The sequence below is a fragment of the Duganella sp. Dugasp78 genome (assembly GCF_059491455.1).
Genome location: NZ_CP168506.1, coordinates 1,168,994 through 1,185,741 on the forward strand (window position 1 = coordinate 1,168,994; position 16,748 = coordinate 1,185,741).

The 16,748-nt window shown below is 61.7% G+C and carries 15 protein-coding genes and 1 tRNA gene; 7 read left to right on the top strand and 9 right to left on the bottom strand.

Annotation, left to right across the window (positions count from 1 at the left end; translation table 11 throughout):
- Nucleotides 1-2 precede the first annotated feature (2 nt).
- From ACEN9O_RS05260 to trpC, 6 genes are all read left to right on the top strand, one after another.
- Entirely contained in the window at nucleotides 3-686 is a 684-nt protein-coding gene (locus ACEN9O_RS05260; RefSeq protein ID WP_495616573.1) for a phosphoglycolate phosphatase, read from the top strand.
- 214 nt (nucleotides 687-900) lie between these two features.
- Nucleotides 901-2,397: an anthranilate synthase component I gene (trpE, locus tag ACEN9O_RS05265; protein WP_495616574.1), complete on the top strand. Its 1,497-nt coding sequence runs from the start codon at nucleotides 901-903 to the stop codon at nucleotides 2,395-2,397.
- A gap of 1 nt (nucleotide 2,398) precedes the next feature.
- Complete coding sequence (locus tag ACEN9O_RS05270; RefSeq protein ID WP_495616575.1) at nucleotides 2,399-2,962, top strand: anthranilate synthase component II; 564 nt, start codon at nucleotides 2,399-2,401, stop codon at nucleotides 2,960-2,962.
- Between the two features lie 63 nt (nucleotides 2,963-3,025).
- Complete coding sequence (gene trpD, locus ACEN9O_RS05275) at nucleotides 3,026-4,063, top strand: anthranilate phosphoribosyltransferase (RefSeq protein WP_495616576.1); 1,038 nt, start codon at nucleotides 3,026-3,028, stop codon at nucleotides 4,061-4,063.
- Nucleotides 4,064-4,187: 124 nt separating this feature from the next.
- Complete coding sequence (locus ACEN9O_RS05280; RefSeq protein WP_495616577.1) at nucleotides 4,188-4,847, top strand: LysE family translocator; 660 nt, start codon at nucleotides 4,188-4,190, stop codon at nucleotides 4,845-4,847.
- Nucleotides 4,848-4,860: 13 nt separating this feature from the next.
- Nucleotides 4,861-5,661 (top strand): indole-3-glycerol phosphate synthase TrpC, encoded by an 801-nt coding sequence (trpC, locus tag ACEN9O_RS05285; RefSeq protein WP_495616578.1) that lies wholly within the window; start codon nucleotides 4,861-4,863, stop codon nucleotides 5,659-5,661.
- On the opposite strand, the gene ACEN9O_RS05290 is transcribed toward trpC, so the two are convergent.
- The 7 genes from ACEN9O_RS05290 to ACEN9O_RS05320 form a co-directional block, all read right to left on the bottom strand.
- A complete protein-coding gene (locus ACEN9O_RS05290) occupies nucleotides 5,658-6,809 on the bottom strand; it encodes a GGDEF domain-containing protein (protein ID WP_495616579.1) in 1,152 nt (383 codons plus the stop codon). The genes trpC and ACEN9O_RS05290 overlap by 4 nt on opposite strands.
- Nucleotides 6,810-7,025: 216 nt before the next feature.
- The gene (locus ACEN9O_RS05295) at nucleotides 7,026-8,846 is read right to left on the bottom strand and encodes a M61 family metallopeptidase (protein ID WP_495616580.1); all 1,821 of its coding nucleotides are present in this window, start codon (nucleotides 8,844-8,846) and stop codon (nucleotides 7,026-7,028) included.
- Between the two features lie 13 nt (nucleotides 8,847-8,859).
- Complete coding sequence (locus tag ACEN9O_RS05300) at nucleotides 8,860-9,426, bottom strand: nucleotidyltransferase family protein (protein WP_495616581.1); 567 nt, start codon at nucleotides 9,424-9,426, stop codon at nucleotides 8,860-8,862.
- Nucleotides 9,427-9,436: 10 nt separating this feature from the next.
- Entirely contained in the window at nucleotides 9,437-11,656 is a 2,220-nt protein-coding gene (locus tag ACEN9O_RS05305; RefSeq protein ID WP_495616582.1) for a xanthine dehydrogenase family protein molybdopterin-binding subunit, read from the bottom strand.
- Between the two features lie 11 nt (nucleotides 11,657-11,667).
- The gene (locus tag ACEN9O_RS05310; RefSeq protein WP_495616583.1) at nucleotides 11,668-12,126 is read right to left on the bottom strand and encodes a (2Fe-2S)-binding protein; all 459 of its coding nucleotides are present in this window, start codon (nucleotides 12,124-12,126) and stop codon (nucleotides 11,668-11,670) included.
- A 38-nt stretch (nucleotides 12,127-12,164) separates the two neighbouring features.
- Nucleotides 12,165-12,890 carry a DsbC family protein gene (locus ACEN9O_RS05315; protein ID WP_495616584.1) on the bottom strand — a complete coding sequence of 242 codons (726 nt, stop codon included), beginning with the start codon at nucleotides 12,888-12,890 and terminating at the stop codon, nucleotides 12,165-12,167.
- A gap of 40 nt (nucleotides 12,891-12,930) precedes the next feature.
- Nucleotides 12,931-14,148 carry a UbiH/UbiF family hydroxylase gene (locus ACEN9O_RS05320; RefSeq protein ID WP_495616585.1) on the bottom strand — a complete coding sequence of 406 codons (1,218 nt, stop codon included), beginning with the start codon at nucleotides 14,146-14,148 and terminating at the stop codon, nucleotides 12,931-12,933.
- Nucleotides 14,149-14,225: 77 nt separating this feature from the next.
- Between ACEN9O_RS05320 and ACEN9O_RS05325 the strand changes: the two genes are divergently transcribed.
- Nucleotides 14,226-14,301 (top strand) — tRNA-Phe (locus tag ACEN9O_RS05325).
- A 124-nt stretch (nucleotides 14,302-14,425) separates the two neighbouring features.
- Here the strand turns inward: ACEN9O_RS05325 and ACEN9O_RS05330 are convergent.
- Nucleotides 14,426-15,208, bottom strand: coding sequence for a ThuA domain-containing protein (locus ACEN9O_RS05330; protein ID WP_495616586.1), 783 nt, complete (start codon nucleotides 15,206-15,208; stop codon nucleotides 14,426-14,428).
- A gap of 125 nt (nucleotides 15,209-15,333) precedes the next feature.
- On the bottom strand, nucleotides 15,334-16,722 hold the full coding sequence (locus ACEN9O_RS05335) for a periplasmic binding family protein (RefSeq protein ID WP_495616587.1): 1,389 nt from the start codon (nucleotides 16,720-16,722) through the stop codon (nucleotides 15,334-15,336).
- Nucleotides 16,723-16,748: the final 26 nt, after the last annotated feature.

A 16,748-nucleotide genomic window follows, 5' to 3' on the forward strand; every position in this document is an offset into this window, starting at 1 on the left:
CCATGAGTGTGCTGGCAGGCGTACGCGCCGCAATCATCGATCTCGACGGCACCATGCTGGATACGATTCCCGACTTCCACGTCGCGCTCAACGGCATGCGCGCGGAGCTGGGCCTGCAGCCGATCTCGCAGGACCAGATCGCGCTGATGGTGGGCAAAGGCTCGGAAAACCTGATCCGCTCCGTACTGGGGCTGGATTGGGACGCGGCCCGCGTGGAAGCGCATTTCGAGACCGCGATGGACGCCTACCAGCGCCACTACCTGAGCATCAACGGCAATTACAGCGCCCTGTATCCGGGCGTGATCGAAGGCCTGACGGCGATGAAGGCACAGGGCCTGCGCCTGGCCTGTGTAACCAACAAGCCCATTTCCTTCACCACGCCGCTGCTCAAGCTCAAGGGCCTGGACGGTTTCTTCGAGGTGGTCTACGGCGGCGATTCGCTGCCGCGCAAGAAGCCCGATCCGCTGCCGCTGCAGACGGTGTGCGCCGATTTCGGCCTGGCGCCGGCGCAGGTGGTGGCCATCGGCGACTCCTCGAACGACGCGCAAGCCGCACGGGCAGCGGGTTGCCCGGTGTTGACGGTGCCTTACGGTTACAATCACGGAGAGGCTATACACAAAACCGATTCCGATGGTATAGTAGCCACGCTGCTCGATGCCGCTATTTTGATCCGTTCGCATAATTAACCGTTAGCTGAACTACTCTGACCGAAATGTCTTTCACCAAAAAACACAATGTCATCCAAACCGGCTCGATTGAGGCCTGGCTTTGGCGACGCTGGCAATCCTGGCAAAACTAAGCCGAACTGATTGCTGTCGTTTGCGCGCGCGCACCCGACAGGTTTTTTGACAAACCACCGCCAAACCCACACCCACACCCTTGGCGGCATGGAGAGAAGACATGACCGAACTCGAATTCAAATCGTTGTCCACCGACGGCTACAACCGCATCCCGCTGATCGCCGAAGCCTTTGCCGATCTCGAAACCCCGCTCACGCTGTACCTGAAACTGGCCCAGACCCAGAACGCCGGCAAGAACACCTTCCTGCTTGAATCGGTGGTGGGCGGCGAGCGTTTCGGCCGCTTCTCCTTCATCGGCCTGCCGGCGACGACCGTGCTGCGCACCTTCGGCGCGCGCACCGAGATCGTCAAGAACGGCGCCGTGATCGAGACCCACGAAGGCAATCCGCTAGAATTCATCGAGGCTTACCAGAAGCGCTTCAAGGTCGCGCTGCGTCCCGGCATGCCGCGCTTCTGCGGCGGCCTGGCCGGCTACTTCGGCTACGACACCGTGCGCCACATCGAAAAAACGCTGGCCAACACCCAGCCGAAGGACGACCTGGGCCTGCCCGACATCCAGCTGATGGTGACCGAGGAACTGGCCGTCATCGACAACCTGTCCGGCAAGCTGTATCTGATCGTCTACGCCGACACCACGCAGCCCGAATCGTATTCCAAAGCGCGCCAGCGCCTGAAAGACCTGCGCATGATGCTGCGCCGCGGTGTCGACGCGCCGGTGACCAGCGCCTCGGTACGCACCGACATCACACGCGACTTCCCGAAAGAGGAATACCTGAAGGCCGTCGCCAAGGCCCACGAATACGTGATGGCCGGCGACTTGATGCAGGTGCAGATCGGCCAGCGCCTCCGCAAGCCCTACGTCGATTCGCCGCTGACGCTGTACCGTGCGCTGCGCTCGCTGAACCCGTCGCCGTATATGTACTTCTACAATTTCGGCGACATGCAGATCGTCGGCGCCTCGCCGGAGATCCTGGTCCGCAACGAGACGCTGCCTGACGGCGAGAAGAAAGTCACGCTGCGCCCTATCGCCGGCACCCGCCCGCGCGGCTCGACGCCGGAGCGCGACACCGAACTGGCCAAGGAACTGCTGGCCGATCCGAAAGAGATCGCCGAACACGTGATGCTGATCGACCTGGCGCGCAATGACCTGGGCCGCATCTCCGAGATCGGCAGCGTCAAGGTCACCGACCGCCTGGTCATCGAAAAATACTCGCATGTGCAGCACATCGTCTCCAACGTCGAGGGCAAGCTGAAATCCGGCCTGTCCAACCTGGACGTGCTGCGCGCCACCTTCCCGGCCGGCACGCTGACCGGCGCACCGAAAGTGCGCGCGATGGAAGTGATCGACGAACTGGAAATCTCCAAGCGCGGCATCTACGGCGGCGCCTGCGGCTACCTCTCCTTCGGCGGCGAGATGGACGTGGCAATCGCGATCCGCACCGGCGTGATCAAGGACGGCATGCTGTACGTGCAGGCCGCCGCCGGCATCGTCGCCGACTCGATACCGGAGATGGAATGGCAGGAAACTGAAAACAAGGCGCGCGCCGTGCTGCGCGCCGCCGAACAAGTGCAAGATGGCCTGGATGGGGAGTTCTGAGATGCTGCTAATGATCGACAACTACGACTCCTTCACCTACAACATCGTGCAGTACTTCGGCGAGCTGGGTGAGGATGTACGCGTGTACCGCAACGACGAAATCACGATTGCGGAAATCGAAGCACTGAACCCGGACCACATCTGTATATCGCCAGGTCCGAAAGATCCGTCGCAAGCCGGTATCTCGATCGCGGTGCTCAAGCACTTCGCCGGCAAGAAGCCGATACTGGGCGTGTGCCTTGGCCACCAGGCCATCGGCGAAGCGTTCGGCGGCAAGGTGATTCGCGCCAAGCAGGTCATGCATGGCAAAACTTCTTTAATCGCACATACGGGCGTGGGCGTCTTCAAGGGTCTGCCCTCCCCCTTCACGGTGATCCGGTATCACTCGTTGGCTATCGAGCGCAGCTCGTTGCCGTCCTGCCTGGAAGTGACGGCATGGACAGACGACGGTGAAATCATGGGCGTGCGCCACAAGGAATACGACATCGAGGGCGTGCAGTTCCACCCCGAGTCCATCCTGTCGGAGCACGGTCACGCACTGTTGAAGAACTTCCTGGTCCGCTAACCAGCGCAGTTCGTACCGGCGTGCGCCCTGCGCCGCCATGCCAAAATTAAAGAAGGAATAGCCATGCCTATCACCCATCAAGAAGCACTGCTGCGCTGCATCGAACACCGCGAGATCTTCCACGACGAGATGCTGCACCTGTTCCGCCAGATCATGTCCGGCGAAATGTCGCCGACCATGATTGCCGCCCTGACTATGGGCCTGCGCGTGAAAAAAGAAACCATCGGCGAAATCGCCGCCGCCGCGCAGGTAATGCGTGAGTTCTCCACCAAGGTGCCGATGGCCGACACCACCGGCCTGCTCGACATCGTCGGCACCGGCGGCGACGGCGCGCACACCTTCAACATCTCCACCGCCTCGATGTTTGTCGCCGCCGCCGCCGGCGCGCGCGTGGCCAAGCACGGCGGCCGCAGCGTGTCGTCGTCGTCCGGCAGCGCCGACGTGATCGAATCGCTGGGCGCCAACATCAACCTGAAGCCTGAGCAGATCGCACAATCGATCGCGCAGACCGGCATCGGCTTCATGTTCGCGCCCAACCACCACGCGGCGATGAAGCATGCGGCGCCGGTGCGCCGCGAGCTGGGCGTGCGCACCATCTTCAACATCCTGGGACCGCTGACCAATCCGGCCGGCGCGCCGAATATCCTGATGGGCGTGTTCCACGCCGACCTGGTGGGCATTCAGGTGCGCGTGCTGCAGCGCTTGGGTGCGCAGCACGCCATCGTGGTCTATGGCCGCGACAATATGGATGAAGTCTCGCTGGGCGCCGGCACGCTGGTCGGCGAACTGGTGAACGGCGAGATCCGCGAATACGAAATCCATCCGGAAGACTTCGGCCTGCAGATGATCGCCAGCCGCAACCTGAAGGTGGCCGATGCGGTCGAATCGAAAGCCAAGATGATGGAAGCGCTGCGCGGCGAGCCTGGCGCGGCCTACGATATCGTCGCGCTCAACGCCGGCACGGCGCTGTATGCGGCCGGCGTGGCCAGCTCGATCGAGGACGGCCTGGCGCGCGCACGTGCGGCCATCACCTCCGGCGATGCGCTGCGCAAGGTCGAGCAATTCGTGCAGGTCACGCAAAGCCTCGGCAAGACCAACTAAACCCAGCCCCGTCATTCCCGCGCAGGCGGGAATCCATACCGGCCAATGCGATATCATGCTATGTATGGATCCCCGCTTTGGCGGCGGTCCGCCGCTGCGGGACGACAGGACGCAAGGACACTCCATGTTCGGCATACACGATCTAACTCTCTTCATCATCTCCGGGCTGCTGCTGAATATCATGCCCGGCCCCGATTCGCTGCTCATCATGACGCGCAGCGCGATGCAAGGCTGGCGCGCCGGTTCGGCCGCCGCGTTGGGCATCGGCGCCGGCACCATGGTCCACATCGTCGCTGCGGCGCTGGGCTTGTCCGCGCTGCTGGCGACGTCCGCCGCCGCGTTCACGGTCGTGAAATGGGTCGGCGCGGCGTACATCGTCTACGTCGGCATCGGCATGCTGCGCGCGAAGCTGCGTGCCGATGCCGATGACGCGGCGGCTACCGAAACGGCCGCACGCGCCGCAGCCCAGCCGCTGGCGTATCGCAAAATCTTCTTCCAGGGGTTCCTGACCAACGTGCTGAATCCAAAGGTGGCCTTGTTCTTCCTGGCGTTCGTGCCGCAGTTTATCTCGGCCGACTCCACCAGCAAGCCACTGGCCTTCATCGTCCTGGGCTGCATTTTCAATTTCAACGGTATGTTGTGGTGTAACGGCCTGGCCGTGTTCACCGCCTTCGCCAGCGCCCACCTGAAGGTCAAGCCGCTGGTGGCGCTGTGGCTGAACCGCGTGACGGGCGCCCTGTTCCTGGCACTCGGCCTGCGCCTGGCGCTGGCCGAACAACATTAATTTAAGGTTTATCATGTCCGACATCCTGAACAAAATCCTCGCAGTCAAAGCCGACGAAGTCGCCACCGCAAAAAAACACCGCAGCCTGGCCAGCCTGCGCGCCGACGTCGAAAGCGACGCCGAACTGCGCGCCGGGCTGCGTGGCTTCGAAGCGAGCCTGCGCGGGAAGATCGCCGCCGGCCACGCCGGTGTGATCACCGAAGTGAAAAAGGCCTCGCCGTCAAAAGGCGTGCTGCGCGCCGACTTCCGCCCCGCCGACATCGCCGCCAGCTACGAAGCCAATGGCTCCGCGTGCCTGTCGGTGCTGACGGACGAGCAGTTCTTCCAGGGTTCGGTGGCGTATTTGCAGCAGGCGCGCGCCGCCTGCGCACTGCCGGTGCTGCGTAAAGATTTCATGATCGACATGTACCAGATCTACGAAGCGCGCGCGATGGGGGCCGACGCCATCCTGCTGATCGTCTCGGCGCTGGACCACGGCCTGATGGCCGAAATGGAAGCCTGCGCCCACGAACTGGGCATGGGCGTGCTGGTGGAAACCCACGACGGCGACGAACTGACCGCCGCGCTGCGCCTGAAAACCGCCCTGCTGGGCATCAATAATCGCAATTTGCGGACTTTCGAGGTCTCGCTGGAGAACACGCTGGCCCTGCTGGACCGGATTCCGAAGGAAAAACTGGTGATTACCGAATCCGGCATCATGGTGCCGGACGACGTCAAACGCATGCGCGAAGCCAATGTGCACGCTTTCCTGGTCGGCGAAGCCTTCATGCGCGCGACCGATCCGGGCGCCGAACTGGCGCGCCTGTTCAACTAAGCCCGTATCGCCTGCACTGGCGACACCGCCCCGGACGCGACTTCGATACGGTCGCGTCCACGCTCCTTGGCATGATAGAGCGCCTCGTCCGCCCGCATCAGAATGCCATCCAGGTCCTCGTCTGCACTTGTCTGGCAAGCAATGCCAATGCTGACGGTGTAGGCAGGCAATCCTGGCCGTCCGGGTTCGCGCACAGCGCCCAGAATCCGCTCCGCGATATGCTGGGCACGGTCCAAGCCGGTAGCTGGAAGCAGGACAATAAACTCTTCTCCGCCGAATCGCGCCACGTGATCGGATACTCGTAGCGCCTTGCCGATCACAGCCGCCACATCGATTAAAACCCGGTCGCCAGTGGCATGGCCGTGGCAGTCATTAATCTTCTTAAAATAATCCAGGTCAATGCTGAGCATCGTCATGGCGCTGGATTCACGCCGCATCAACGCGTGTTCTTTAGCGTAAATATCGGCGAAACCGCGGCGGTTTAATACCTGGGTCAAGGGATCGCGCGTGGAGCGGCGTTCCAGTATGGTTTGCAAGCGCCGGGTGGTCACCGCCTTGAAACCCACGGCAAGCAGTAATACCATGAATTGGCCAGCTGCCAGATAAAGACTCTGGAACGGCCCGACAGTCGTCAAATTAACCTGGGCGCCGCCAAATAATATCGCCAGAAAGCCTCGCGTTAATACCACCAGCGTTTGAAACAGCAATAATGAACCAAAGAATATGGTGGAGAAATGACGTTCCCCATGACGCCACACCAAAAAAACCTGATTTATATAAAATATGGAGATCAGAAAAGAGAATGTGGCGACGCGAGCGGCAAAGTTCGGTTGAATTAACAGCCAATATCCGACGCCCAGCATGTCCAAGGACCAGACCAGATGAAACAACCACCAAGCCGGCGCCCGCCCGTAAAATTTTTGAGTACCGATCATCGCCAGACCCACACCCCAAACCAGGGCCGAATTAGCGCTAAGCAATACCAGCGTTCCGTTGACGACGCTATGCCTCAGACTGAATAAAAGCGCACCGCAAGCCAACGATATCAATCCCGCCGCCCAGTAATTCAAGCCCTTGATCTCTGCTGGAAAACTAACGTGGGCGGAATAAAGGACGACACTCATCGCGCCGGCCATCAGCGTCGACATCAAGATAATCGTGGTGGAATCAAGCTGTATCACTTGCGGGTCTATCCTCGGGCAGAAAAGCTCAGCCAAATTCTAAACCAGAACCAGACCACAGCGTTAAATTAAACCGCCGCCCCTCTTGCAAGGTCCCAGCACATGCCGGAATATGGCAAGTACGTGCTAATTTCTAGCATGGATAGCGCAAAAAAATCCGGGGACTCGCCCCGGACTCAGAAATTAACGTGCGGCGCTGGGGCGCAACGGGCCGGAGGATTTCTTGCCGGCCGGGTCCAACGACAGGCTGATGCCGGGAACCCGGTCGCCTTGCAATGTCGCGGTGAAGGTCATTAACTCGTCGCGGCGGAAGGCGTGGATTTCTATTTCCGATCCCACACCATAACGGGAAAGCAGCGTTTCCAGATTGGTGGCGGTGACACGCAATCCATCCACCGCCATCAATATATCGCCCGCCGATAATCCCGCCTGGTGCGCAGCGCCATTCTCATGCACGCTGGATAATTTGCAGTCATTGCCATCCTTGCCGAGATTAACATCCAGGCCAGGCTTGGTTGATTTACGTTCGTCGCTATATTTAATGCCGAACGGCGCCAGCATTTTAGCCAGCGGCAAATCCTCGGTGCCGCGGATATATTTATCGAAGAACGGCTTGAACCGGCCGCCGCTGATTTCATCGAATAATGCTTCCACTTCAGCCGGAGTAACTCCACGACCACCGCCCTGATAAAAATCGCGGCCATAACGCTGCCATAATGCACGCATCACATCATCCAGCGATTTCTTGCCGCCGGTTTTAGCGCGTATGCTCAAATCCAGCGCCAACGCTATCAAGGAACCCTTGGTGTAATAGCTGATGATCGAATTCGGCGCATTTTCATCCTGGCGATAATATTTTCCCCAGGCGTCGAAACTGGAATCTGCCACGCTTTGCTTGGTACGGCCACTGCCACGCAATACGCTGCCTATGGTTTTACCCAATAATTTGAAATAGGCCGGTTCAGCGATCACGCCGGCACGTACCAGCATCAAATCGTCGTAATAACTGGTGAAGCCTTCGAACAGCCACAACAACGGTGAATAATTCTCGACCTGCAGGTTATACGGGGCAAATGCGGCCGGCTTGATGCGCTTCACATTCCAGGTATGGAAATATTCATGGCTGCACAGGCCGAGGTATTGCAGATAACCGTCGCTGATATCCTTGCTCGCGGCGGCCGTGCTTGGCAGGTCGGCGCGGGCGCAGATCAGCGCCGTCGAGGCGCGGTGTTCCAGGCCGCCGTACCCGTCGCCGACGGCCAGCGTCATGAAGACGTAACGGTCCATCGGCGCTTTCCTGGCCTTCGGTTCGAAGAAGGAGATTTGCGTTTCGCAGATCTTTTTCAGGTCGGCGCTCAGGCGCGGCAGGTCCAGGTTGGGCACCCGGCCGCTGACGACGATGTCGTGCGGGATGCCGTGCGCCTTGAAAGTGGCCAGCGCAAAGTCGCCCTGCTCCACCGGGTGATCGATCAACTCGTCGTAGTTGGACGCGATGTAAGTGCCAAAACCATAACGTTTCGCTTTCAGCTCCGGCAGCGAGGTCGCCACGCGCCAGGTCTTGGCCGCTTCGTCGTCCGGCCGCTGGATGTCGACCACGTGCGGTTGGTCTTCCTGCCCCAGCACGCGCAGGAACACGCTGGTGCCGTTGTAGAAAGCGTGATTCTGGTCCAGGTGCGCAGCCCGCACCGACAGATCCCAGGCATAGACTTCGTAATGCACGGTCAGCGATGCCGCATGATCCTTCAGCGGCGCGGCCTGCCACGAGTGCTTATCCAATTTGGTCAGCGCCACCGGCTGGCCGTCCGACTCGGCGCGGATGCGCACGATGTTGCGCGAGAACTCGCGGATCATATAGCTGCCCGGTATCCAGGCCGGCAGCGCGAACACCTGGCCGCCTTCGGCCGGCGCGTCCACCGTCAGCGTGACGTGGAACAGGTGGGCGGCCAGGTCATGTCCGACGATGCTGTAGGCGATCGCCGGATTCTTCTTGTTCGTTTTCTTCATCTCTATCCTTGTTTTACAAATCGCCCGGCGTGTCGATATCGCGCACCACGCCGACATCGTCGACTATCAGCTCGCTCACGGCATGGCTTTTTAATATGTCGCGCGCCCCCTGGTCGCCTTCCAGCGCCAGCAGCAACGGCAAATGATAACTGCTGAAGGCGACCGGATTGCCGCGCCGCCCTTCAAAAACGGGCGCCGCGATGCGCGCGCCCCGTTCGATCGTCGCGGCCAGCGCGCGCATCGTATCCGGCTGCACATGGGGCATGTCGCCCAAGCCAACCAGCCAGCCTTCCGCGCCTTTGGTGTATTCGACCGCCATCGTCAGCGAGGCGGCGATACCCAGATCGGCATCCGCGCAGACGCGCACTTCGCATCCCAGCTTGCCCAGCAGCGCCGCCACCTGGTCGTCGCCGGAGCGCACCACCGCGACGACGCGCGGCAACACGGCCAGCATGTTTTTAGCGCTGGCGACGACGACGACGTCGCCATCCTTCATCGGTTGCAGCAATTTGTTTTGTACGCCGGACGGGTCGAACCGCCTACCCCGCCCGGCTGCCAGCAATATCCCTACCAGTGCCATTCAGCGCAGCTCAGGCGCTGGCCAGATCGAACGGCAGCTTGCGCAAACGCTTGCCAGTCAACGTGAACAACGCGTTGGCAAAGGCCGGTGCCAGCGGCGGCAGGCCCGGTTCGCCCATGCCGGTTGGCGGATCATTCGACGGCACGATGTGCACGTCGATCACCGGCATCTCCGTCATGCGCGCCACCGTGTAGTCGCTGAAGTTCTGCTGCTCCACCACGCCGTCCTTGAGCGTGATGGCGGCGCCAGGCAGCGTCATGCCGAGGCCCATCAAGGCCGCGCCCTGGATCTGCGCTTCGATCGTCAACGGGTTGACCGCCTGGTTGCAATGCACGCCGGCTGTCACCTTGTGCAACTTGGGCGTGCCATCCTTCACGGACGCCACCACCACATAGGCGATCACGGTGTTGAACGATTCATGCACCGCCACACCCCACGCCTGGCCTTTAGGTAAAGCCTTCTTGCCGTAGCCGGACTTGGCGACCGCCAGATCCAGCGCGTCGATATGGCGCTTGCCCTTCTCGCCCAACAGCTTCTTGCGATAGGCGACCGGGTCCATCTTCGCGGCATGCGCGGCTTCGTCGATCAGCGTCTCCATCACAAAGGCCGTATGCGTGGAGCCGACGGAACGCCACCACAGTACCGGCACATTGGTTTTGACGTTATGCACGCTCAGGTTCAACGGCACCGCATACGGCTCGCCCATACCCTCGACCATGGTCGCGTCGATGCCGTCCTTGACCATCATCGGCTCGAACGGCGTGCCGGCGAGGATGGACTGGCCGACGATGACATGATCCCATGCCACGATATCGCCCTTGTCGTCCATGCCGATGTCGGCGCGGTGCACGTGCGACGGCCGGTAGTAGCCGCCCTTGATGTCGTCCTCGCGGCTCCAGATCACCTTGATCGGCTCCGTCTTGCCGGCGGCCTTCCATGCCTTGGCGACGTTGACCGCCTCCACCAGATAATCGGAAGTCGGCACGGCGCGGCGGCCGAAACCACCACCGGCCATCATCGTGTTCAGCACCACCTGCTCCGGCTTCAGGCCGGCGGTGGCGGCGATCGCGCCTTGGTCCATCGTCTGGAACTGCGAGCCGGCCCACACGGTGCAGCCGTCCGCGCGCAGATCGACCACGCAGTTCAGCGGCTCCATCGGCGCGTGCGCCAGATAGGGGAATTCATAGACTGCGGAGATCTTCTTCGCCGCGCCGGCCAGCTTGGAGGTATCTCCTTTGCGCGCCGACACGCCGGCCTTCTGCGTCAGCGCCTTGAACTCGGCCAGCTGCTTGCCGCTGCTGACCTTTTCCACACCGCTGGTGTCCCAGTCGATGACCAGCGCCTCGCGGCCCATCTTGGCGGGCCAGTAGCCGTCGGCCACCACCGCCACGCCGCTGCCGCCGCGATCCGTCTTCACTTCCAACACTTCGATCACGCCTTTGATCGCCTTGGCTTTCGAGGCGTCGAACTTGGCGACCTTGGCGCCGAACACCGGCGGCCGCGCCACCACGGCGACCTTGCTGTGGGGGGCCTTGAAATCCATGCCGAACTGCTGCTTGCCGGTCGATTTGAGGCCCGCGTCGAGGCGCTTCATCGGCTTGCCGATAAAGTTGAAGTCCTTCGGATCCTTCAGCTTCACGGTGGCCGGCACCGGCTGCTTCATCGCCGCATCGGCCATGGCGCCGTAGGTGGCCTTCTGGCCGGCGGGGCCGGTCAGCGTGCCTTTCGATGTCTTGATCTGGTCCGGCGCCACCTTCCACTCCTGGGCCGCCGCCGCGATCAGCATCGCGCGCGCCTTGGCGCCGATCTCGCGGTACTGCGTGTACGAGTGGGCGATGCTGCCCGAACCGCCGGTGATCTGGATGCCGAACAGCGGGTCCTTGTATTGATCACCGGCCGGCGCCAGCGCGCCGTTCATCTTCGACCAGTCCGCGTCCAGCTCTTCGGCGATCAGCATCGGCAGCGACGTTTGCACGCCCTGGCCGAACTCCAATCGGTTGACCTGCACCGTCACGCTGTTGTCTGGGGCGATATGCAGGAAGGCGTTTGGTTCATACACCTTGGCCGGAGGCTGCTGCGCATTGGCGAAACGTCCCGCACCCGGCATGAAGAAGCCCAGCACCAGGCCACCGCCCGCCACCGCGCCAGCCTTCATGAAGCTGCGGCGCGACACGCCGCCTGAAGTCTCCACATCCGCCATCGATTCCTGGTTAAGCCATTCGATACGCATGAGGTTCTCCTTTAGGCGATGGTTTTGGCGGCGTCTTTGATGGCTGCGCGGATGCGCTGGTAGGTCCCGCATCGACAGATGTTACCGCTCATGGCGTTGTCGATGTCGGCGTCGGAAGGAGCTTTGTTGGTGCGCAGCAGAGCGGTCGCGCTCATGATCTGGCCACTCTGGCAGTAGCCGCACTGCGGCACGTCCATCTTGACCCACGCCGCCTGCACGGCCTTGCCAACTTTATCGGACTCCATCGCTTCGATGGTGGTGATCTTCTGGCCGGCGGCGGCCGAAATCGGCGTCACGCACGAGCGGATCGGCTGGCCGCCCAGGTGCACGGTGCAAGCGCCGCACAGCGCCGCGCCGCAACCGAACTTGGTGCCGGTCATATTCAGGTTGTCGCGCAAGGCCCATAGGATCGGTGTCGATGGATCGGCATCCACCTGCATGTCTTTACCGTTGACGTTCAATGTAATCATTCAGTTCTCCTGTGGACGATGCGCTGGTTTGGTAAGGCTTACTGCTTGATCTTGGCGAACTTCTCTTCGAGTGCCTTGCTGTCGATCGCACCCGGCACGCGGGTGCCATCGGCGAAGAAGATGGCCGGGGTGCCGGAGATGCCCAGCTTATGGCCCAGCTCCAGCACCTGCTCGTTCGGCGATTCGCACTTCTCCGCCGCGACAGGGGCCGCCTTGTTGTTGACCATCCAGTCCTCCCAGGCCTTGCTGCGGTCCGGCGAGCACCAGATGTTCTTCGACTTGGTGAACGAATCATCGGCCAGGATGTTGTACATGAAGGTGTAGACCGTGATGTTGTCGGTTTCCTTGAGCGTGGTCTGGCGGAAGCGTTTGCAGTAGCCGCAGTTCGGATCCTCGAACACCGCGATCACGCGCTTGCCGTCGCCCTTGACGGTCTTGATGGCTTGATCCAGCGGCAGGTCGGAGAACTTGATCTTGTTGATCTCTTCCAGGCGTTCCTTGGTCAGGTCGGTGCTGGTGGTCAGGTTGAAGACGTGGCCGGAGAACAGATAGGTGCCGGTCTTGTCGGTGTACAGGATCTCGTTGCCGATGCGGATTTCATACAGGCCGGCGTACGGCGTTTCCTTGATCGAATCGACCTTGACGTTCGATCCCAGGCGCGGCTCGACCAGCTTCTTGATCGCATCCGTGGACGGGGTTTCCGCGCCCACGCAGGACGCCATCAGCGCCGACAACAACAGCAAAACGGTCTTACTCATTCTCATAACATCTCCAGTGACTACAGACGAACCGACTGGCGCCGGCCTACTTACCCATCGCGTGGGAGATCAGGCGGCGCTTCAGCACCGGTAATTTATCCAGCAAGTTTAATCCCAAATTGCGAACCACGCGCAGTGGCTCCATATCCGCCCCGAACAAGCGCGCCAGGCCGTCGGTGGTGAGCTGCATCAGCAGAACGTCTTCCTTGCGGGCGCGCTCGTAGCGGGCCAGCACGCGGGTATCGCCGATGCCGCGCTGCGCTTCGCGTTCGCTCAGGGTCTTGATCAGTTGCGCGACGTCGGCGAAGCCGAGGTTCATGCCATGGCCGGCCAGCGGGTGCACCACGTGGGCGGCGTCGCCCACCAGCGCCACGCGCGGCGCGCTCATGGCGTGCGGACGCAGCAGGCGCAATGGGAAGTCGCGCACCAGCTCCGGCTGCAAAGGCGTCAGCGCGCCCAGTTTTTCAGCGGCGTAGACGGCCAGGCGGTCGGCGATCTGCTGGGCCGATTCGGCGCGCAGCGTATCGGCCAGCGCTTCCGGCGCCGACCACACCAGCGACACCTGATTGCCCGGCAGCGGCAGCAGCGCGACGATGCCTTCGGCACCGGTGAACCATTGATAGGCGGCGCCGTGGTGCGGCTTCTCGCAGGCGAAGTTGGAGACCACCGCGCGCTGGTTATAGCTGCGGTAATCGAGGCCGATGTCGCACTGGCCGCGCACCCAGGACTGGGCGCCGTCGGCGCCGACCACCAGTTCGGCCTTGATGCAGCTGCCGTCGTCCAGGTGCACGGTGGCGCTGTCGTCGGCGCGCAGCAGGCCGGTGGCGCGGCCTTCGACGAAGCGCACGTTCTGCGCGAACTTCAGGGCGGCGTCCAGCGCCTGCCCCAGGTTGCGGTCCTCCATGATCCAGGCCAGCGTGCCGGTGTGGGCGCCGTAGGCGTCGAAGGCCAGGCCGCCGGCGTTGGCGCCGTCGCCGTGGACGATCATCGCGTCGACCGGCGCCACGCGGGCGTGGTCCAGCGCCTGCCAGACCTTGAGCGACGACAGCAGATGATGGGCGGTGTGGTTCAGCGCATAGACCCGCGCATCCCAGCCGGCATCGGCGGCCGGCACGGCCGGATGCGACGGCGGACCCAGCAGGGTGACACTAAAGCCGGCCTGGGCCAAGCCCAGCGCGGCGGTCTTGGCAATAGCGCCATTGCCAACAATGCAAATATCACTCTCGATAACGCGCAGCGCAGCGGGGGAGGATGGATTAGTCATCCGGACATTATAGCGTTTGTGCGGCTGAGAAATTCCTCCTTGCATTTTCTCTTAAGCCTGCTATAATTCTGCTCCTTGGCCTGGTAGCTCAGTTGGTAGAGCAGAGGATTGAAAATCCTTGTGTCGGTGGTTCGATTCCGCCCCGGGCCACCAAGAATAGCGGAAACGCCACCTTCGGGTGGCGTTCTTGTTTCAGGAACAGGACGTTCTTCTGAGCTGTAGCGTAGCAAGCTGCCTGCCCTGTTGGGCAACTTAATGTGCGGTTTAAGGTACTCCGCTACTCGGCCTTGAAACCTTTGCCGGTGGCGGCCCAGTAGATGCCGCCATACAGATGATGCAGGAAGGTCTGATCACTGTAGCTGGCCGGAAGGTGGCCAAGCGCGGTGTAGAACGCGCGGCCGCCATCGTAGGACTGATACCAGCTCACCGGATGAAAGCCTTCCGTGCCCTTGCCATCCCCGGGCACCGCCTTGTCCTTCGGTTTGTAGGTCGATTCATCCACCGTGAGCAAATAATGCAACTTGTCCGATTCGGCGGCGGTGAATTCGTACCATTCCTCGGTGACCAGCGCCCGCTGGGCGAAGCGGTCCATGCCGGGGAAGTTGCGGTCCTCCACCTTCAGCACAGCGGTCTGGATGGGGGGATGGGCACGGAACATGTGTCCCACCATCTTGCGGTACCATGGCCAGCCGTATTCGGTGTCGGATGCGCTGTGCACGCCCACATAACCGCCCCCCGCCTTGATGTAGCGCTCGAAGGCTCCACGCTGTTCGCCGTTGAGCACATCACCGGTGGTCAGCAGGAATACCACTGCCTGGTATTTCGCCAGCTCCTTGTCGTTGATGACGCGATTGGGATCCTCGGTCCACATGACATTGAAGTCGTGCAGCTTGCCGAGCTGCTCGATGGCGGCCACGCCGGCCGGGATCGAGTCGTGGTGCCAACCCGCCGTCTTGCTGAACACGAGCACATTGAATTGGGCGGCCTTCGCGCTGGCCAGTGTCGCCATGGCGGCCAGCACGAACAAAGACGTGAGCACCGGTTTCGATAAGAATTGCATCTGTCTCTCCGTTAAAATATCGATGATGTTACGGCGGCAGTCTATCAGCGCTTGACGGCGTGCGCGAATAGGCACGCCAAGTCGCTTGTTTTGGCCCGAGCTGTTCAGCGGCCAGCGCCCGGCCCTCAAAGCTGGGCCAGCTTGTCCTTGACCTTCTCCGCGTAGCCGCGCGCCGAATGCGCTTGCGAGGCAAAATAGCGGTGCAGGATGGGAAAGTGCAGGTGCTGCAGGTCGGCATGGATCTCCTCCATCTTGTCGCGCATCGCCGCCTTGGCCGGCCCATCAGCCAGCGCATAGCTGGACTCGATGCGTTCGAGTTCGTTGGTCCATTTCGTCACCTTATTAACCACGTAGAACTGGTATAGCCGCGACAGGTAGCCGAAGGCGGGCAGGACGATGGCGATCACCGGCACCAGGACCAGCAGCAGTTTGAAGACGAAGGAGGCCAGCGTCGGCGACAGGTATTTGCTCAGGAAGGGCTGGCCGTTGCGGTAGTAGTCTTCGGCCACCGGTTCGGGCTTGAACGCTTCCGACTGGCTGAAGGTCGGATAGCTGTCCTTGTTGCTGACCAGCGATTGCGGCGAATAGGCCTTCTTCAAGGCGTCCGACAAGGCCAGCGCCAGGCTGGGGTCCAGGTTTTTCTTGGCCACCGCGCTGCGGGTAAAGGCCAGGTAGCTGATGTTGGCGGCCGGAATGCCTTTCTGGGGCATGAAGGCCGACGCGGGCAGCACGCCCAGCCTCATCTCGGGTAGGCCGCGACCGATGCCTTCCAGATCTGCGAATCGGATCATTTCCACCTGGGCGTTGCCGATTTCCTGCCACATATCGTGACTGAGCGCCCCCTTGGCAGGCAGGCCAACCGAGACCCAGACATCCCATTGCTGCGCCAGCGACACCGGCTTGCTCCATACATTGACCAGTTCGGTATTGCTGGCGTCGACGCCGGCCTGTTTCAAAAGTCGATGGAGCACGTAGTCGGTCGAATAGATCGACGGCCCTTCCTTCCCGGCGCCTGGCGCCGCGCCTTCGGGCGAGGACCAGAACACCAGGCGCTTGCCCTGCAGGTCATGCATGCGCTTGATCCGGTCGTCGCCGGCATGGACGAAAAAGACGATCGGGACGCTGGTGACGACACCAAGCGAGACGTGCTCGTCCAAAACCTTCTCGGGCAGTTTGGCGCCGGTGTTGGAAGCAATGACGAAATCCAGCCCCGGTTCCCCCGCCATCCATTCCATCATCGGCTTTTCGCTCACGTCGTCCTGCTGGACGCGGAATCGCAGGCTGATGTCGTTCTCGGCCAGGCTGAGCTTGAGCTTTTCAAAGACGGTGCCGGCACGCGGCTTGCCGTCGGCGTCAACGCTGCTGCGCTGCACGCCCATGACCAGATAGGTGCGTGGATAGGCCAGCCAGGCCACCGCCGCGCACAGCGCGATGAGCGCCGCCACGCCTGCCAGCATCCATTTCGAATGCAGGGCGCGCGCATGCCGGATCCGCTCGGGAATCTCGATAGTCATCGCTCTTTCCTTTCCAATGATTGAAC

What these genes read in the sequence shown, in the direction of transcription:
- ACEN9O_RS05260 (WP_495616573.1), top strand. Translation starts at nt 3, where the DNA reads ATGAGTGTGCTGGCAGGCGTACGCGCCGCAATCATCGATCTCGACGGC.
- trpE (WP_495616574.1), top strand. Translation starts at nt 901, where the DNA reads ATGACCGAACTCGAATTCAAATCGTTGTCCACCGACGGCTACAACCGC.
- ACEN9O_RS05270 (WP_495616575.1), top strand. Translation starts at nt 2,399, where the DNA reads ATGCTGCTAATGATCGACAACTACGACTCCTTCACCTACAACATCGTG.
- trpD (WP_495616576.1), top strand. Translation starts at nt 3,026, where the DNA reads ATGCCTATCACCCATCAAGAAGCACTGCTGCGCTGCATCGAACACCGC.
- ACEN9O_RS05280 (WP_495616577.1), top strand. Translation starts at nt 4,188, where the DNA reads ATGTTCGGCATACACGATCTAACTCTCTTCATCATCTCCGGGCTGCTG.
- trpC (WP_495616578.1), top strand. Translation starts at nt 4,861, where the DNA reads ATGTCCGACATCCTGAACAAAATCCTCGCAGTCAAAGCCGACGAAGTC.
- ACEN9O_RS05290 (WP_495616579.1), bottom strand. Translation starts at nt 6,809, where the DNA reads ATGTCGACGCTGATGGCCGGCGCGATGAGTGTCGTCCTTTATTCCGCC.
- ACEN9O_RS05295 (WP_495616580.1), bottom strand. Translation starts at nt 8,846, where the DNA reads ATGAAGAAAACGAACAAGAAGAATCCGGCGATCGCCTACAGCATCGTC.
- ACEN9O_RS05300 (WP_495616581.1), bottom strand. Translation starts at nt 9,426, where the DNA reads ATGGCACTGGTAGGGATATTGCTGGCAGCCGGGCGGGGTAGGCGGTTC.
- ACEN9O_RS05305 (WP_495616582.1), bottom strand. Translation starts at nt 11,656, where the DNA reads ATGCGTATCGAATGGCTTAACCAGGAATCGATGGCGGATGTGGAGACT.
- ACEN9O_RS05310 (WP_495616583.1), bottom strand. Translation starts at nt 12,126, where the DNA reads ATGATTACATTGAACGTCAACGGTAAAGACATGCAGGTGGATGCCGAT.
- ACEN9O_RS05315 (WP_495616584.1), bottom strand. Translation starts at nt 12,890, where the DNA reads ATGAGAATGAGTAAGACCGTTTTGCTGTTGTTGTCGGCGCTGATGGCG.
- ACEN9O_RS05320 (WP_495616585.1), bottom strand. Translation starts at nt 14,148, where the DNA reads ATGACTAATCCATCCTCCCCCGCTGCGCTGCGCGTTATCGAGAGTGAT.
- ACEN9O_RS05330 (WP_495616586.1), bottom strand. Translation starts at nt 15,208, where the DNA reads ATGCAATTCTTATCGAAACCGGTGCTCACGTCTTTGTTCGTGCTGGCC.
- ACEN9O_RS05335 (WP_495616587.1), bottom strand. Translation starts at nt 16,722, where the DNA reads ATGACTATCGAGATTCCCGAGCGGATCCGGCATGCGCGCGCCCTGCAT.